This is a genomic window from Microbacterium sp. FW305-3-2-15-F-LB2, assembly GCF_058787255.1.
In genome coordinates this window covers 1,605,714-1,623,222 of sequence record NZ_JBYSZO010000001.1, presented here as the reverse complement: position 1 = coordinate 1,623,222, position 17,509 = coordinate 1,605,714, and the positions used below count along the sequence as shown (strand labels likewise).

General features: G+C 64.5%; 10 protein-coding genes. 8 read left to right on the top strand and 2 right to left on the bottom strand.

Annotated features, from left to right (window positions below):
* Window positions 1-11 precede the first annotated feature (11 nt).
* From AC3WLZ_RS07835 to AC3WLZ_RS07825, 3 genes are read left to right on the top strand one after another with little or no spacing between them, the layout of a single operon-like run.
* Entirely contained in the window at window positions 12-2,108 is a 2,097-nt protein-coding gene (locus AC3WLZ_RS07835; protein ID WP_492469662.1) for a site-specific DNA-methyltransferase, read from the top strand.
* 4 nt (window positions 2,109-2,112) lie between these two features.
* The gene (locus tag AC3WLZ_RS07830; RefSeq protein ID WP_458041503.1) at window positions 2,113-5,286 is read left to right on the top strand and encodes a restriction endonuclease; all 3,174 of its coding nucleotides are present in this window, start codon (window positions 2,113-2,115) and stop codon (window positions 5,284-5,286) included.
* Between the two features lie 5 nt (window positions 5,287-5,291).
* Window positions 5,292-6,758: a DUF8370 family protein gene (locus AC3WLZ_RS07825; RefSeq protein WP_458041504.1), complete on the top strand. Its 1,467-nt coding sequence runs from the start codon at window positions 5,292-5,294 to the stop codon at window positions 6,756-6,758.
* A 63-nt stretch (window positions 6,759-6,821) separates the two neighbouring features.
* Here the strand turns inward: AC3WLZ_RS07825 and AC3WLZ_RS07820 are convergent, their stop codons facing one another.
* Window positions 6,822-9,410: an AAA family ATPase gene (locus tag AC3WLZ_RS07820; protein WP_458041505.1), complete on the bottom strand. Its 2,589-nt coding sequence runs from the start codon at window positions 9,408-9,410 to the stop codon at window positions 6,822-6,824.
* Window positions 9,411-9,774: 364 nt separating this feature from the next.
* On the opposite strand from AC3WLZ_RS07820, the gene mobF reads away from it, so the two are divergent.
* The 4 genes from mobF (at window position 9,775) to AC3WLZ_RS07800 (ending at window position 15,324) form a co-directional block, all read left to right on the top strand.
* Window positions 9,775-13,314 carry a MobF family relaxase gene (gene mobF, locus AC3WLZ_RS07815; protein ID WP_492470954.1) on the top strand — a complete coding sequence of 1,180 codons (3,540 nt, stop codon included), beginning with the start codon at window positions 9,775-9,777 and terminating at the stop codon, window positions 13,312-13,314.
* A gap of 105 nt (window positions 13,315-13,419) precedes the next feature.
* Complete coding sequence (locus tag AC3WLZ_RS07810; RefSeq protein ID WP_492469661.1) at window positions 13,420-13,977, top strand: Pycsar system effector family protein; 558 nt, start codon at window positions 13,420-13,422, stop codon at window positions 13,975-13,977.
* An 11-nt stretch (window positions 13,978-13,988) separates the two neighbouring features.
* Window positions 13,989-14,717 (top strand): adenylate/guanylate cyclase domain-containing protein, encoded by a 729-nt coding sequence (locus AC3WLZ_RS07805; protein ID WP_492469660.1) that lies wholly within the window; start codon window positions 13,989-13,991, stop codon window positions 14,715-14,717.
* Between the two features lie 223 nt (window positions 14,718-14,940).
* The gene (locus tag AC3WLZ_RS07800) at window positions 14,941-15,324 is read left to right on the top strand and encodes a sulfate permease (protein WP_492469659.1); all 384 of its coding nucleotides are present in this window, start codon (window positions 14,941-14,943) and stop codon (window positions 15,322-15,324) included.
* Window positions 15,325-15,518: 194 nt separating this feature from the next.
* Here the strand turns inward: AC3WLZ_RS07800 and glnA are convergent, their stop codons facing one another.
* A complete protein-coding gene (gene glnA / locus AC3WLZ_RS07795; RefSeq protein ID WP_412924514.1) occupies window positions 15,519-16,943 on the bottom strand; it encodes a type I glutamate--ammonia ligase in 1,425 nt (474 codons plus the stop codon).
* A 131-nt stretch (window positions 16,944-17,074) separates the two neighbouring features.
* Between glnA and AC3WLZ_RS07790 the strand changes: the two genes are divergently transcribed.
* Complete coding sequence (locus AC3WLZ_RS07790) at window positions 17,075-17,503, top strand: RDD family protein (RefSeq protein ID WP_492469658.1); 429 nt, start codon at window positions 17,075-17,077, stop codon at window positions 17,501-17,503.
* The last annotated feature ends 6 nt before the right edge of the window (window positions 17,504-17,509 follow it).

The window sequence follows — 17,509 nt, the reverse complement described above, 5'->3', positions numbered from 1 at the left end:
ACCAGATGGAAATGCCGGAGAAGCTGGAACTGCAGTCGGTCGACGTCACAAGGAAGAACGTCGAGGCGATTGCGGCCCTCTTCCCGAACGTCGTGAAGGAGGCGCGCGACGAGGACGGTGAACTGATCCACCGCGTCGACTTCGAGGCGCTCCGCCAGGAGCTGGACGACTACGTCGTGGAGGGCAAGGAGGTCTATCAGATCGACTGGCCGGGCAAGCTCGAGGCGGAGTTCCTCTCGAACACCCCCACGGCGAAGACGCTCCGGCCGAATCGCTCGGACTCGGTCGACTTCGACACCACGAGGAACCTCTTCATCGAAGGGGACAACCTCGAGGCGCTGAAGCTCCTCCAGGAGTCGTATCTCGGCAAGGTCCGGCTGATCTACATCGACCCGCCCTACAACACCGGGAGCGACCTCGTTTACCACGATGACTTCGCGTCCTCGAAGCAGGAGTACCTCTGGAAGTCCGGGCAGGTGAACGACACGGGCGAAAAGCTCGTCGCGAACACGAGCGCGAACGGTCGCTTCCACTCCGACTGGCTCAGCATGGTCTACCCGCGCCTCCGGCTCGCAAAGCGGTTCCTTGCGCAGGACGGCGTCATCCTCGTCAGCATCGACGACGCCGAGCAGGCGTCGTTGCGCCGGCTCATGGACGAGGTCTTCGGCGAGCAGAACTTCATCGCACAGCTCGTATGGGAGAAGGGGCGCAAGAACGACGCGAAATTCTTCTCCACCGGGCACGAGTACGTCATGGTCTACGCAAAGTCGCAGTCGTACCTGCGCGAGCAGAAGACGAAGTGGCGAGAGGAGAAGCCGGGCGCGCGGGAGATCTGGGACGAGTACCTCCGTCTCCGCGAGATGCACGGTGCGGACGATTCCGCCATCGAGAAGGATCTCTCGGCCTGGTTCACGGCGTTGCCGCGCACCGACCCGTCGAAGAAGTGGGCGCGCTACAAGCGGGTCGATGCGAACGGCCCGTGGCGTGACCGAGACATCTCTTGGCCGGGTGGGAACGGGCCGACCTACGACGTCGTGAACCCGGCCACAGGTCAGGCGGTGAAAGTACCCGAGGCTGGCTGGCGCTACAGCAGTCCTGACGAAATGAAGCGTCAAATCAAGCTCGGGCTGGTCGCATTTCGCGAGGACGACCCGACCGCATCGCCGTTCCGAAAGGCACATCTGCGTCCCGTCGCGGGTGAGACGGTTGATGTCGAGGACGACGAGGCCGAAGAGACCGAAGACGAGGCGGAGCTCGCGACACAGGTCAGAGGAACGTACTTCTACAAGCAGTCGCAGGTGTCGGTGAAGCACCTTCGGGCACTCATGGGCGCGAAGGTCTTCAACAACCCCAAGGATCATGAGGCGCTGTCACGGCTGTTCGAGTACGTGCTCAATGGTCACGATGGGATCGTCCTCGACTTCTTCGCTGGTTCCGGCACGACCGCCGAGGCCGTCTTCGAACTTTGCGCTCGAACGGGTCTGAACTGTCCGGTCGTACTTGTGCAGCTCCCGGAGTCGCTCGAAGACAATCTGAAGACTGCGACCGGGGCAGCGAAGACCACGATCCAGAACGCGATCCGGCTACTGGAGAAGCTCGGCAAACCGCTGACGATCGCCGAGCTGACCAAGATCCGAATCGCCAATGCTGGCACGGCGATCCTCAATGACCGGAAGCCCTCCAGCTGGAACGGCGACGTCGGTTTCCGAGCCTTCACGATCGACACGAGCAACTACGCGCCGGTGTCGGCGACTCCGGACGGGACCGACCAGACTCAGCTCGCTGGGCTCGTCGAGACCTTCAGGGCCGATCGCACTAGCGAGGACATCCTCTTTGAGGTGCTCATCAGCCACGGGCTCGAACTGTCAGCGCCGGTCACCGTCGAACAGGTCAACGGTCATGAGGCCCTTGTCGTGGACCCGGAGGTCAATGCACTCATCGCGTGCCTGGATGACGCAGTCGATGATGCACTCGTGCGGGAGGTCGCGAAGCGGCAGCCCTTGAAGGCGGTCTTCAAGGACTCCGCGTTCGCATCGGACTCTGCGCGCATCAACGCGAAGCAGATCTTCCAGGAGCTTTCGCGCGACACCGACTTCAAGGTGCTGTGAGCCGATGAAGCTCCAGTTCAAGGTCCAGGAGTATCAGACGGCCGCGGTCGATGCCGTGATCGACTGCTTCCGTGCGGTGCACCGCCAGCCGTATGCCGATGGCGTGAAGTACAAGATCGACCCTGGCAAGGTCGGCGTTACGCCAGCGCCGGACTCGAACGCGGCGTCGATGCTCGCCGGACTCACGCCCGAGCCGCCGAAGGAACTCGGACCCGGTCTTCGCAACACCGAAGTCGTACTGAGCCAGGCGGAGGTACTTGAGAACATCCACGCAGTGCAGGGTCGCACGCGGGGGCTGCCCCTCTCACCTAGCGTCATGACGAGCCCTGCCGCGGGTCTCAACCTCGACGTCGAGATGGAGACCGGCACCGGCAAGACCTACGTCTACACCAAGACGATCATGGAGTTGCACCGGCAGTTCGGCTGGTCGAAGTTCGTCGTCGTCGTCCCGAGCGTCGCCATCCGCGAAGGCGTCAAGAAGTCTTTCGAGATCACCGCTGACCACTTTCTCGCCGAGTATCGGACGCGGGCCCGCGCCTTCGTCTATGACTCCGACCACCTGGAAGACGTCGAGACCTACGCCTCCGACGCGGGCATCCAGGTCATGATCATCAACGCGCAGAACTTCAACCGGGATGCGAAGAGGGCCACCGACGACACCGACCAGAAGGGCAAGGCGTCGGGCCTCAGGATGTTCAAGGTCCTCGACGGCTTCAAGTCTCGCCGTCCGATCGACGTCATCGCAGCGAACCGGCCGATCCTCATCATCGACGAGCCGCAGCGCCTCGGCAGCAACCCGAACCGGCCGAGCGAGACGCTGAAGGCTCTTGGGCGTTTCAACGCACTCTTCGCGCTTCGCTATTCAGCGACCCATGCCATCGAGCACAACAAGGTGCATCGTCTCGATGCTCTCGACGCCTACAACAAGAAGCTCGTCAAGAAGATCGCCGCGCGCGGCATCAGCGTCAAAGGTCTCGCCGGCAGCAGCGCGTACCTCTACGTCGATGGTATGGAGCTCGGTAAGGGCGCCGACTTCCCGAAGGCGCGCGTCGAACTGGAAGTCCAGGCCCGCGGTGGCGGCATCACGCGCAAGACGGTCAAGCTCAAGAAGGGCGACCGGCTGCACGATATCTCCGGCGGTATCGAGGCATACAACGGTCTCGTGGTCGACGACGTCGACGCGATCGCGAACACCGTGACCCTGATCGACGGGCAGGTACTCCAGGCAGGCCAGGTCACCAACGACGTGACCGATGAGCAGAAGCGCCGACTGCAGATCCGGGAAGTCATCCGCGCCCACTTCGACAAGGAACGCCAGCTCTTCGGGCTCGGGATCAAGGCGCTCTCCCTCTTCTTCATCGACGAGGTCGCGAAGTACCGCGACTACGAGCGACCGGACCGAATGGGCGACTACGCGCGCGTGTTCGAGGAAGAGTACGAGGCACTCAAGGCGGAGAAACTCGGCGAACTCGACCTGGACGAATCGTCCGCCCTCTACCGCGCGTTCCTCGAGCGCGACACCGTCGGGGACATCCACAACGGCTATTTCTCCAAGGACAAGAGCGGGCGCTGGATAGACAGCGACAGCTCGGATGCGTCAGACGAGCGGCAGGGCGTCTCGAAGGATGCGGAAGCGTACGACGCGATCCTTCGCGACAAGGAGAAGCTGCTTGATCCGGACTTCCCACTACGGTTCATCTTCAGCCACTCCGCGCTCCGCGAGGGCTGGGACAACCCGAACGTATTCACCCTCGGTTTCCTCAAGAAAGCGACGGCCAGCGATTCCCGTAGGCAGGAAGTTGGACGAGGGCTCCGCCTCGCCGTCGACCAGCACGGTGACCGCGCCGACAATCCCATGACGGTCCACGAGGTTAACGTCCTGACTGTCGTCACCGAGGAGTCATACGTCGATTTCGTCGCAGGATTCCAGAAGGAGACCCTCGGTCTGCTCAGTGCGAGGCCGCGAAGGGCGGAGCCGGAATTCTTCGTCGGCGCGGTGCTCCGCGATGGCGCAGCTGGAACTGAGCACAAGATCTCCGAGGAGGAGTCGAAGCAGCTCCAGCGGTGGCTGCAGAAGCATGACTTCGTCGACCTCGACGACCAGCTCGCGGAGAAGTGGATCGGGAGGGCAAGCCTCCCGGAGATCCCGCCCCTACCCGAGGCGCTCCAGCCGTACTTCTACCAGGTCGCCGAGCTGATCGACTCACTCAACGTGCAGGCGCCTAAGGTCGACGACGGTCGAAAGACGAAGTCGATCCCGAGGAACGAGACGAACTTCTCCAAGCGCGAGTTCCTCGACCTATGGGACCGGATCAACCGGCGCGCCGTCTACCAGGTCAACTTCGACTCGCAGCAGCTGATCGACAACTGTGTCCGTGTCCTGGATACCTCACTGCATGTCGCGCGCCTGCAGTACGTCGTCGTCCAGGGCATCCAGCGTGACGCGATCGAGGTCGAGCATTTGTCGACCGGGGAGAGTTTCAAGGTCTCGCGGACGAAGACCGAGGAGTCGTCGCTGAGCGCGAACTCGACCGTCCCGTATGACCTGCTCGGCGAGATCTCGGAGAAGACGCACCTCACACGGCGAAGCTGCGCCGCGATCCTGTCTGGCATCAAGCCGTCGACCTTCGAGATGTTCCGCCAGAACCCGGAGCAGTTCATCACGGAGGCTTCTCGCCTGATCAACGAACAGAAGATCGCCACGGTCGTGGCCGACATCGAGTACGACATCCTCGACGACCGCTACGACCTGTCCCTCTTCACGGAGGCGCAGACAGGGCAAGATCTTGCGAAGGCGGTGCACACGCCGAACCGGAACGTCTACGAGTACGTCATTGATGACTCCGAGGTCGAGCGCGCATTCGGTGCGGCCCTCGACGTAAGCGAGGAGGTCGTCGTCTATACGAAGCTCCCGCGCGGCTTCAAGATCCCGACCCCGCTCGATGATTACAACCCCGACTGGGCGATCGCCTTCAAACAAGGCGCGGTCAAGCACGTCTATTTCGTCGCCGAGACGAAGGGCTCGCTCTCCTCGCTCGAGCTCCGCCCCGCAGAGAAGGCGAAGATCGATTGCGCCAAGAAGCTCTTCAAGAAGCTCAACGAGGTCGCGGGCACCCCCGGCATCAAGTACGACGTCGTCCGCAGTTACGACGACCTGCTGCAGCTTGTGGGAGCGTAGGCCGGATGGTCATCGAGCTGTATTTCTCTCAGCACTTCGGGGTATCGCCGAAGGTGCTGGAGGACTACGGCGCGTTCGATGTGAGCCTCGCCTCCGATTTGCCTCTCTTCGTCGACCCCTTCCTGCTCTTCAACAGCAGGAAGCAGGAGTACCGCGATCTACACGACGGAATGATCCGCTACCTCATATTCCTCCGTGACCGGGCCGCCCCCGATCTCGATCCGGGGCTGATCAAGTCCTGGTACATGTTCCAGGAGGTGAAGCAGAACTGGCTCGGGTTCACCGTCCTCGGCAACTCGGGGAGCGGACTCGGCAAGGACTTCGCCCGCGCGCTCCACAGCTCCCTCGGCTCGATCCTGAAGGGGTTCGGGTCGGAGTCGATCACCAAGGGTGCCCACTTGGAGAAGCTCGCGCTCATCAAAGAGGGCGTCGGGCGCGATAACATCAGCGACTTCACCACGAACCTCATCAAGGGCTATCTGCTGGAGTACACCCAGGCGTTTGCGCTGGCGCATCTGTCGGCCGACCGGCGCGGCACATTCTCGGTCGCCCGCGCGGTCTTCAACTACGAGACCGAGACCTGGGAATCGAGCCAGTACGAACTGCCCGCGCTCCGGGGAGACTACGTTCTACTCACCCCGGCCGACATGCTCACCAAGGACGATACCTGGATCAGTCGCTCCGACCTTGTGCGCGAGTTCAGCAGCATCCCCGGCGCCATTGAAGACGACCAGCTTCGCGCGCAGGTCAACAACTACCTCTTCAAGAAGCTGAGCGACAATCCCACGAAGAAGGAGTACTCGGACCTGGCGGCTGCGGCGATCCTCCAGTTTCCCGAGGTCATCGACTACTACATCCGCCAGAAGGAAGACACGGGGGAGCAGGCAGTCGGCCTCAGCGCAAGACGGCGGCAGGAGGTCTTCGAGATCCTCGTGCAGATGGTGCAGACGGTCGTCGAAGACATCCGCGCCAATACCTCGCTGTACCTGACGCCGGTCACCAGCTACGACGAGGCGCTTGCCCGCGCCAACGGCTTCAAGCAGTACGTCGAGAACCAGGACGGCTACCGGCTCCTCAACAAGCCCGGCAAGGAACGCCCCCTCGCCACGGAGAAGGAGGTCCAGCTCTTCTTCGGCCTCATCTTCTTCGGCAGCGAGTTCGACGTGAACCGCGAGGTCAACAACGGCCGCGGTCCCGTGGACTTCAAACTGAGCAAAGGGGCCGTCGACAAGTCGCTGATCGAGATCAAGCTCGCCAGCAACAGCCAACTGAAGCGGAACCTCCAGAACCAGGTCGAGGTCTACGAGAAGGCGAACGGCACGCGCACCTCGGTCAAGATGATCATCTGCTACACAGAGGCGGACGTGGCGAAGGTCTATGCCGTCCTGAAGGAGCTGGATCTCCGCGGCGAGAAGTCCATCGTCGTCATCGACGCGCGCGCCGACAACAAGCCCTCGGGCTCGAAGGCGTGATCGGGACCGCTTCCGAGCCTGGTGGAGGGGGTTGGGTCGCCCGGTCAACGCGATCTAGCAGGATCATCTCGACTTGCCTTCGTTCAGCTTCTTCAGCTCCTGGAGCTCGGCCCAGTGCTGTTCGAGCCCAGCAAGAGTCGGGCTGACGCCCTGAGTGATGAGAGCCTGTGAATGACCGTCGATGTACCGGCAGGCCTGCTCGAACACTTCGCTGACCTTGGGGATGATCTCGCCGAGCTTGTCGACGTTGATGTTGATGAGCGTGGTCATCTGAACGTTCGCCTGATAGCGCCGCGTCACGCCCTTGAGCAGCTCGTCCTCCGTGAAGACCTCGCACCAGGAACGAACGTGGCTGTAGCCGGTGTGGACCAGCGCACCCCGGGCTTCGCCGTCCAACTGCTTGGCGGCCTGGATGGTGCTGTTGATCCGTCCCTTGATCGCGTTCAAGGAGTCGATGCGTGGTCCGGTGGCACGGGACACGTTGCCCTTGCCGCTCTCGTCAGTGATCTGGAAATAGGCGCACCGCTTGGACTTCTCGAACAGTGCGAGAAGCGTTGTGGCGAACAGGATGTCGTGAGTGAAGACGATGACCTGGTTGCCGTCAGCCAGTCGAGCGATGCGCTGGGCAACTTCCTTGATGCGGCGGTGATCGAGGCTTGACACCGGATCATCGAAGATGACCGGCGCTGTGATGCCCGCGAGGCGTGCCTCGGCGAGGAAGTCTGCGAGCGCCAACACCTTCTGCTCGCCCTCGGAGAGCACCTTGGAGGGCTTGTGCTTGCCGCTCAGTACCTTGCGGCGCTGCGCCTTACCCTCTCGCCCGACGAACTGGACTTTGAGCGATGGCGCGCGGAGCGCTTCGCACTCCTCGAGGAACAACGCATCGAAGCTCTGATTGATCAACTGGTCGCTGGCGGTCTTGGCGAGCGCGGTCACGGATCGGCCGAGGCCCGGCAGCGGACGCTTGAGCGTCTTGAGGCGATCGGCCTCCTTAGCGCTCTTGACCTGCGTCTCGATCAGCGACCAGGACTTGCCCAACTCGACGGCATCCTTGAGTTCGAGCAGCTCTGCCTGCTTCTCAGCCAGTGCCTCGGTTCGGCCCTTCTGCAGGATCTCCAGCTCCGAGATGCTGTTGCCCACGGTGGTCAGCGCAGTGCCGACCTCGGCCCGGGGCTTGGCCACGAGATCGGTGATCTGGATGCTGACCGGCTGGCCTGCTGCGGCTGCCGTGGCGGAGGTGTTTCGTGCCCCTTCGATCGCTTCAACCTGAGCGAAGTAGGTCGGGCGCTCGCTTGGATCGACGTCCTTGTACTGCTGGATGAACGACGCCATCTCGTTGCCTTGGAGCGCGACAGCCTGCCGCTTGTAGCCATCGAGCGTGGTGTCGGTGGCGCGGATGTCCGCCGAGATCTTGTCCTCAAGGTATGCCGAGTAGCGGGTGAGCAGATCACGCGCCGGATCGAGCAGAGGCTGGCGGCAGTAGAGACAGCGGTCTGCATCGTGCGCCTCAATCTCGACGAGATGCTGGCGGTACGTCTCGCCCGCCTCGATGAAGTCGTTCCAAGTGTCGTCGGGTTCAGCGGGCAGATCCGCAGCCGCGAAGAGCTCGCGACGGAACGTCTGGTAGTCGGTCGTGAGCTGCGCGCGCGTTGCCAGTGCCTCGTTGTACTTGATCTGCTCGAAGCCGAGCAGGGCTTCGGCCGTGGTCACGGCCTCCGACAGAACTCGTTGCTCGCTCTTGAGACCAGCGATCTGGGCGCCCATCGTGTTGGCGCGTAGGGCCGCAACGCCTTGGTTCAGGGCATCAAGCTGTTGGTCAACGTCGTCTCCGCTCTTAGCCTTGGCCTTGAGATCGGCGAGATCGGTTGACGCGCCGAGGGTCTCGATCAGTGGATAGATCGTCGATCCGCGTTGGAACCTAGAGAGCAGTCCCGATCCACTCGAACCAAGCTCGGCGATAGCCGCATCGATCTGCGCGGTCACTGCCTGAATTGCAGTCGTGACGTCATTGAACAGCGCCAGCGAGGCCGGGGTGTAGACGTAATCGAGGTCTTCATCGACGTGGGTACGCACGGCAGGGCTATCGAAGATCGACACGCGCGTGAACGGTGAAACACCCAGCTCGCCCGTCCAGGTCAGAGCCTGGGCGTCTTCACCCAGCTTGAACTCGAGCTTGGCGGACTGTGCCTCCGAAGTGTCGGCATCGATGTTGCCCAGGATCGTGTCGGCCGTGCGACTGTTGGCCAGAGCCTTGAAGATGCGCGAGTAGCCCGTCTTGCCGGTGCCGTTCTCCCCGTAAAGGATCGTCAGACCCTCGTGAGGCTCGATCACTGCGCCTGCCACCAGTGCGTTGACACCGCGCACCTCGGAGAGCCGCGTCAGCGACAGGGGCGGTGCCAACTCGTCCTGGCGAGCCTCGATATCGAGCAGTGGAACGGCCGGAAGATCCCGCTTATCGAGCGCCTTCTCCTGCCGGAACAGCAGGTAGGCCTTCTCGACCACGGAGGTTCCGACCGGTCGTCCAGTAGCGATTACTTCGGCGACAAGCAGGCGTGCCCACTCGTCATTGGAGTTCCCCCATTCAGCAAGTTGCGCCCGCGGATCGATCAGTTCGGTCGGCTCGGTTGCTTCAACTTCGATCTGCGTAGTCATCAGGCGCGCACCCCCTGCGGTGCATCGGCGCTGATCCGTGATGACGGCCGGCGCCGATGGTGTCCCTTCATGACCTGCTCATGACCTCCTCTACGCCATTGCAGACGCTCATCTGCTGATGCTCGATCCCTAACCATCAACGCTAGCCGCGGTGTCCGACACCGTTGACCCTGCCGCGCTCAAAGCGCGATTCGCGGTGACCCTCTTTCAGGTCTCGACTGACGATCTGGCCGACGTCTACGGCATCCCCGTGGCCTCACTTCGAGACTCTTACACGTCTTGCACATCGAGGCCGACCCGGCCTGACGGCGGGCTCGGCGGCTCACCTCTCTGACGAGAGAGGCGGTGCCGGGTGTCGGTTTCGATGCGGGTCATGGGCGCGGGGGACGGCTACAAGTACCTGCTGCGCTCGGTGGCGTCGGCTGACGGGGAGCGGGCGCTGTCGACGCCGCTGACCCGGTACTACGCCAAGCAGGGCACGCCGCCGGGCCGCTGGATGGGCGGCGGGCTCGCGGCGCTCGGGGAGGGTGAGATTCACGAAGGAGCGCCGGTCTCGGAGGCGCAGCTCCAACTTCTGCTGGGGATGGGGCGCGACCCGGTGACGGGCGATCCGCTGGGGAAGGCGTCTCCGGTGTTCCCGAGCATCGAGGATCGGATCGCGGCGCGCATCTTGCGGCTCGATCCGGCGTTGGGCGCGGATGAGCGGGCCGAGGCCGTTGTGGTGATCGAGGCGGAGGAGTCGGCGCGCACCTCGCGGCGGGCGGTCGCCGGGTACGACTTCACCTTCTCGCTGCCGAAGTCCGCGTCGGTGCTGTGGGGGGTTGCGGATGCGGCGACCCAGGCGCGGATCGCGGAGGCGCACCATGCGGCGGTTGCGGAGGTGGTTGCGTTCATGGAGCGCGAGCTTGCAGCGACGCGCTCCGGTGCAAGCTCCCGTGACGGCGCTGTTGCGCAGGTCGAGGTGACCGGACTCATCGCAACCGCGTTCGACCACTTCGACTCGCGGGCGGGCGATCCGCAGTTGCACACGCATGTTGTGGTGAGCAACAAGGTGCGCACGATCTTCGACGGGAAGTGGCGGTCGCTGGATGGCCGGCCTCTGCACGCGGCGACGGTGGCGCTGAGCGAGCTGCACACCGCGGTCTTCGCCGACCACCTGACTCGCGCGCTCGGCGTGGGCTGGCAGCGGCGCGAGCGGGGAGCCGACCGCAATCCGGTGTGGGCGGTCGCCACGGTGCCGGAGGTACTGGTTGCGGAGTTCTCGTCCCGGTCGCGGCACATCGACATCGAGAAGGATCGCCTGATCGCCGAGTACGAGGCCGCGCACGGGCACGCGCCGTCGCGGGAGACGATCATTCGGCTTCGGCAGCAGGCGACGCTGGCGACCCGGCCCGACAAGGAAGTCCGCCCGCTGGCCGACCTCGCCCAGGAGTGGCGCACCCGTGCGAGCCGACTGCTCGGCCGAGACGCGAGCGCATGGGCGCGGGAAGCCGTCCAGGTCGAGCCAGTCGAGCTGCTGCGCGCGGAGGGTGTGCCGCTGGAGCAGATCGCCCGGCTCGGCCTGGCGGTGGTCGCAGCGGTCGCGGAGAAGCGCACGACGTGGAGCCACTGGAATCTCTACGCCGAGGCCGCGCGGCAGGCGATGGGCTGGCGGTTCACCGCCACAGAGGATCGTGAGGCGATCACGGGGATGATCGTTGACGCCGCGGAGCAGGCATCCATCCGGCTCACCCCGCCCGAGCTGGCCTCCAGTCCCGTTGCGTTCCAGCGCACGGACGGGACGAGCGTGTTCCGCCCGCGCAACGCCGCCCGCTACAGCGGTGCCGCGGTGCTCGCTGCCGAGGACCGGCTACTTGCACGCTCCCGCGAGCAGGTTGCGCCGCGCCTGGCGGATACAACCATCGCGCACGCGCTGCAACCCCAGCGGGGCCGCGCGCTCGGCGACGACCAAGGGGTCGCGCTCACCGCGATTGCGTCGTCGGGCCGAATGCTCGACCTGCTCGTCGGCCCCGCGGGGGCGGGCAAGACCACCGCGCTGTGCGCGTTGCGCCGCGCGTGGGAGGCCGAGCACGGGCACGGCTCGGTCGTCGGCCTGGCACCGTCCGCGGTCGCGGCCGAGGTGCTGGCCGGTGACTTGGGCATCCCGACGGAGAACACCGCGAAGTGGTGGCAGACCTACCGCGACCACGGCATGGGATTCGCCGCCGGGCAGCTCGTGATCGTGGACGAGGCATCGCTCGCCGGGACGCTTGCCCTCGACCGGCTCGTTCGCATCGCAGCCGACGCCGGGGCGAAGGTGCTGCTCGTGGGCGACCCCGCCCAGCTCCAGTCCGTCGATGCCGGGGGAGCGTTCGGGATGCTCGTCGCCGACCGTGAGGACGTGCCCGAGCTGACCGACGTGCGCCGCATCGCCGCGGCTTGGGAGAAGGACGCCACGCTCGACCTGCGCAACGGTCGTGTCGAAGCCATCGACACCTATCAAGCGCACGGCCGCATCCGCGCGGGCGAAGCCGAGCGCATGGCCGACGCCGCCTACGCCGCATGGCAGCGCGACCAGGCAGCCGGGCTGGCGAGCATCCTCATCGCCGAGTCGAGCACGATGGTCACCACGCTGAACCAGCGCGCCCGCGCCGACCTCATACTCGCCGAGGTGGTCGACGCCCGCGCCGAGGTACGGCTGCACGACGGAACCGAGGCATCCATCGGGGACGCGATCATCACCCGCCGCAACGACCGCGCGCTGCGCGCCGGGCGCGGATGGGTGCGCAACGGCAGCCGGTGGACGATCACCGCCATCTTCAGCGACGGGTCGTTGCGGGTGCGACCCGCCGGACGGCGCTGGGGCGCGAGCGTGCGCCTCCCGGTCGAATACGTAGCCGAGCACATCGAACTCGGCTACGCCGTCACCGCGTACCGGGCGCAAGGGGTCACGGTCGAGACCGGGCATACCCTTGTCGAGCCCGGCGCGACGCGTGAGAACTTCTACGTCGCCATGACCCGCGGCCGACTCCGCAACACCGCCTACGTCTCGATCAACCGCCCCGACGACGACCACATCCACCCGCCGACCCAGGACACCACCGCGGTCGCGGCGCGCAAGGTGCTCGCCGGGGTGCTCCAGCACGTCGGCGCGGAACTCTCCGCCCGCCAGATGATCACGGCCGAGCAGGACACCTGGGGCTCGATCGCGCACTTCGCCGCCGAGTACGAGACCATCGCCGCCGCCGCACAACAGCCGAGGTGGGAAGCCCTCGTGCGCGCCACCCGACTCACCGAGGCCGAAGCGGACGCGGCCATTGGATCGACCGCGTTCGGCGCGCTCGGTGCCGAGCTGCGTCGCGCCGAAGCGGACGGGTACGACGCGGATCGCCTGCTGGGCGCGCTCGTCGCCTCACGCCCGCTCGACGACGCGGACGACGTGGCCGCGGTGCTCCACGAACGCGTGATCCGAGCCCTGACCCGAACGAACGGTGCCGGGCGCGTGCGCCAGCCCACCACTCCCATCGCCGGACTCATCACCCCGGCTCTCGGCACAATGGACGAGGACATGCGCACCGCGCTGCGCGAACGCGCCGCACTCATCGAGCAGCGCGCAGACGCACTCGTCGCCGAAGCGGTCGGCGCGTCCGCGGCATGGGTCGTGGAACTCGGCACAGAGCCCGCAGATCCGCAGCTCGCGGCTCTGTGGCGACGCGAGGCGCGCACCGTCGCTGCCTACCGCGATACCTACGGCATCACCGAGGCCAGCACGCGCGGAGTCATCGGCGACGACGTGCGGCAGCGCACAGACGCCGCGCGAGCACGCGCCGCGATCCACCGCGCACAGCAGACCGCGGCACGCGCGGCCGAACCGGAGCCGGGATCGTATGTGCCAGAGCTCTCTACGCCCCGCGTACGTATGTAGCGGCACGGATGCACGTTGTCCCGTGTTCTCCACGTAGGTGCCTTGGTGGACACGCCTAGGCACTGAATCGCCCATGATGTCGGTGCCCCCGAGTACGTTCGACGCGTGCCTCTACCGATTTTCCGCCGTGCAACGAGACCGGCTGCGCCCGAACCCAATCCTGATCACGCGTGGAAACTGCTGAGTCTCGTCAACGAGTGGATTCGTCACTCCGACGCCAAGGCGGGGGTGACTCTCGCTTTCGTTGGTGTTCTCGGCACGATGCTATTCAACCTCGTCAGGGAGTTCACGCAGCGCTCTCCCATCTTCGATGTGGTTGTCGTCGCTGCGTGTGCGCTCCTGGTGCTGACCGCGGCGCTGTGCGGCTGGACTCTGACTCCGCGCGTCAACGACAAGGACGCCGCCCCTGAAGCAATCAATCGGGTCTTCTTCGCAAGCATCGCCCGACATTTCAGAGGTGACCGTCCCGGCTACACGGAGGTGCTAGGCACGCTGACAGCGGATCCGCGCGAACTAGTCCGGGATCTCGCGGATCAGGTCCACGCGAACGCAAAGATCGCGACACTCAAGGCGAAGTACGTGAAATGGGCGATCCGGTCGGCGTTAGCGGCTGGCGCGTGCGTCGCGGCGGTCGCAATCATCGTCGGGATTGAAAGCATCTGAGAACGGGCAACATGGACGGCAACTACAAGGCGTACAGCTACACGAGCAGTTCCGATCGGATCAAGGCGATCCTGGATCAGCCCGCAGGAAGCTTCGAGGAGGTCGACGGGCTGCCCGACCGGGACGCGCTCACGTTCACGAACGGGTTCTACGGGATGTGCTCGGCCGTCTTCATCGACATCCGAGACTCTTCTGGGCTCACCGCTAAGCATAAGCGCCCAACTCTCGCAAAGATCTATCGCGCATTCATCTCTGAGATGGTGGCGGTGCTGAACTCCGATCTGTACGTCAGGGAAGTAAACATCGTTGGAGACTGCGTTTGGGCTGTGTATAAGACCACGCAGATGACACACATCGACGATGTATTTAGCATTGCCTATCAGGCGAACACACTCATCAAGCTGCTCAACCACCACTACGCGAAGTTGGGAATCGACCCCCTGAAGATCGGCATCGGCGTCGACTACGGCCGAGTGCTCATGATCAAGGCGGGATTCAGCGGAAGTGGAATCAACGACGTCGTCTACATGGGTGATGTCGTCAACCGCGCCGCTCACCTGGCACACGAAGCAGGCAGAGGGTGGGCCGATCCGATCTTCGTGGGCGGCGTCTTCGAGCAGAATCTCAACGACCACAACAAGGCGCTGCTGACTTCTCGATACGTGAACGGTCTCGGAACGGTCCACACTGGCAACGTCGTGAGCACGTCGATGAACGATTGGGTCGACACCCTCAGCTAACGGGCGCAGAGCTGACGAGGTTCAACCGCCGCTCGTCCACGTCGTTGTCCTCCTCGCAGTAGTGATTTGGCGCGGGACCTTCCGCATGTCCGAGGACGGGCGTAGCCTCGACTTCGAGGTAGTAGCCACGATTTCTAGGTCGCTTGCGACGGTCCTCTCGGGACGCTCACCACATGATCTACCTCCTCGGCGGAGCTACGCACCCTCTCAGGAGGCGGACATCATGCTCCGACTGCTCTGGAATCTCAGCATCCGGGTTCGGCTGTTCCTGCGGACTTACATGCCGACGAACATCCTGCTCAACGCGCTGCGGACGCGCCGCGGACTGAAGTGGGGCGTGTCCGCCATGCTCATCGCCGTGCCGTACCTGCTCGGCGCGTGGCTCCTGACCGTCTGGATCGCCGACGGCGGGCCGGGGTGGCTGAACCTGCTCGTGCTGCTCTTCATCTGGAACACACTGAAGTTCCTCGTCAACGGCCCGATCACGCTCGTCATTCTGATCCGGGCTCGACTCGCCGAGCGTCGCGCCCGTCAACTCGTCGAGCGCGAGTCGGCGGGGTACGCGGCGGGCGGTGACCTCCCCGTTCTCACCGCGACGCGTATCTGACTCGGCCGCACGGGAGTGCCGACGGCACCGCAGAAGCGGTTCTCCGCTCCGTCCGAAATCCCGTCCGTTTACTGCCCGTAGCCGTCCGTAAACGTCCAGAGATAGACTGAGCCCCAGACGGCAACTGCCGCCTGGGGCTCAGTAAATCACTGGCCTCGGAAACCGGAAGTACGGTCCCGAAGACCTCCCCGGAATCAGACCCCGAAGTACAGCTCGTACTCGAAGGGGTGCGGGCGCTGAGCGATCGGCTGGATCTCGTTCTCGATCTTGTACTCGATCCAGGTCTCGATGAGCTCCTCCGTGAAGACGCCGCCGGCGAGCAGGAACTCGTGGTCGGCGCGGAGAGCCTCGAGCGAGTCGAGCAGCGAGTTCGGCACCTGCGGGATGTTCTTGGCCTCCTCGGGCGGGAGCTCGTAGAGGTCCTTGTCGACGGGCTCGTGCGGCTCGATGCGGTTCTTGATGCCGTCGATACCGGCCATCAGCTGCGCAGCGAAGGCGAGGTACGGGTTGCCCGAGGCATCCGGAGCACGGAACTCGATGCGCTTGGCCTTCGGGTTGGTACCCGTGATCGGGATACGGATGGCCGCCGAGCGGTTACCGGCCGAGTACACCAGGTTGACGGGAGCCTCGAAGCCCTTCACCAGACGGTGGTAGCTGTTGAGCGTCGGGTTGGTGAACGCGAGCACCGCGGGCGCGTGGGCCAGGATGCCACCGATGTACCAGCGCGCGATGTCGGAGAGACCGCCGTAGCCGGCCTCGTCGTAGAACAGCGGCTTGCCGTCGTTCCACAGCGACTGGTGCGTGTGCATGCCCGAACCGTTGTCGCCGAAGAGGGGCTTCGGCATGAAGGTCGCGACCTTGCCCCACTCGAGGGCGGTGTTCTTGACGATGTACTTGAACTTCAGGATGTCGTCAGCCGCGTGCACCATGGTGTCGAAGCGGTAGTTGATCTCGGCCTGTCCACCGGTGCCCACCTCGTGGTGTGCACGCTCGAGGATGAGACCGGCGTCGATCAGCTTCAGGCTGATGTCGTCACGCAGGTCGGCCTGCTTGTCGACGGGCGAGACGGGGAAGTAGCCGCCCTTGTAGGGCGTCTTGTTGGCGAGGTTTCCACCCTCTTCCACGCGACCGGTGTTCCAGGCACCCTCTTCGGAGTCCACCGAGTAGAAGCTGGAGTTCTGCTTCACTTCGTAGCGGACGTCGTCGAAGATGTAGAACTCGGCTTCGGGAGCGAAGAAAGCCGTGTCGGCGATGCCGGTGGAGGCGAGGAACTTCTCCGCCTTCTTGGCGACCTGACGCGGGTCCTTCGAGTAGATCTCGCCGTTGCGCGGGTTGTAGATGTCGAAGACCATGATGAGCGTCTTCGCCTCGCGGAACGGGTCGAGGTACGCCGTCGTCACGTCGGGAATGAGCTGCATGTCCGACTCGTGGATGTTCGCGAACCCGCGGATCGACGAGCCATCGAACAGCTGTCCGACGGTGAAGAACTCCTCGTCGACGGTCGACGCGGGAATGTTGAAGTGCTGCTGCACACCAGGAAGGTCCGTGAAACGGATGTCGAGGAACTTGACGTCCTCGTCCTGGATGAACTTCAGCACCTCGGACGAATCTTTGAACATGAAGACTCCAGAGGTAGAACATTCGGGATCGGCCGACCTCGGCCAGCCTCCCTGACCCTATCCAGAACCGGTGTCTCGGCGATATCTCGGATGTTTCGGGCGTGTTACACCGCCCCGATTACGCTGGAGGTGTGACCGCCCCCGCAGACAACGACTATCCGGGCCAGCGGCTCGGGCTTCCTCGCGAAGGACGCGGCTCCATCGCCCGTCCCGGACGGCGTGTCGCCGCCCTGCTCGTCGATGTCGCGTGCGCCGGATTGATCGGGTACGCCTTCTTCTCGGCGCCCGATCCCGTGACCGGGGTCCCATTCGCGAATCCGGTGGCGACGAACATCATCTTCTTCCTCGTCCAGATCGTCTTCATTCCGCTCATCGGCGGGAGCCCGGGACATCGGCTGCTCGGCATGCGCCTCGAGCGGGCGTCCGGGGGCTGGGTCGGGCTGTGGCGGCCGATCGTCCGCACGCTGCTGCTCGGGCTCATCATTCCCGCCGTGGTGTGGGATGCCGATCAGCGCGGGTTGCACGACAAGGCCGCCGGCACGGTTCTCGTCCGCAGCTGAAACGAA

What these genes read in the sequence shown, in the direction of transcription:
- AC3WLZ_RS07835 (WP_492469662.1), top strand. Translation starts at nt 12, where the DNA reads ATGCCGGAGAAGCTGGAACTGCAGTCGGTCGACGTCACAAGGAAGAAC.
- AC3WLZ_RS07830 (WP_458041503.1), top strand. Translation starts at nt 2,113, where the DNA reads ATGAAGCTCCAGTTCAAGGTCCAGGAGTATCAGACGGCCGCGGTCGAT.
- AC3WLZ_RS07825 (WP_458041504.1), top strand. Translation starts at nt 5,292, where the DNA reads ATGGTCATCGAGCTGTATTTCTCTCAGCACTTCGGGGTATCGCCGAAG.
- AC3WLZ_RS07820 (WP_458041505.1), bottom strand. Translation starts at nt 9,410, where the DNA reads ATGACTACGCAGATCGAAGTTGAAGCAACCGAGCCGACCGAACTGATC.
- mobF (WP_492470954.1), top strand. Translation starts at nt 9,775, where the DNA reads ATGCGGGTCATGGGCGCGGGGGACGGCTACAAGTACCTGCTGCGCTCG.
- AC3WLZ_RS07805 (WP_492469660.1), top strand. Translation starts at nt 13,989, where the DNA reads ATGGACGGCAACTACAAGGCGTACAGCTACACGAGCAGTTCCGATCGG.
- AC3WLZ_RS07800 (WP_492469659.1), top strand. Translation starts at nt 14,941, where the DNA reads ATGCTCCGACTGCTCTGGAATCTCAGCATCCGGGTTCGGCTGTTCCTG.
- glnA (WP_412924514.1), bottom strand. Translation starts at nt 16,943, where the DNA reads ATGTTCAAAGATTCGTCCGAGGTGCTGAAGTTCATCCAGGACGAGGAC.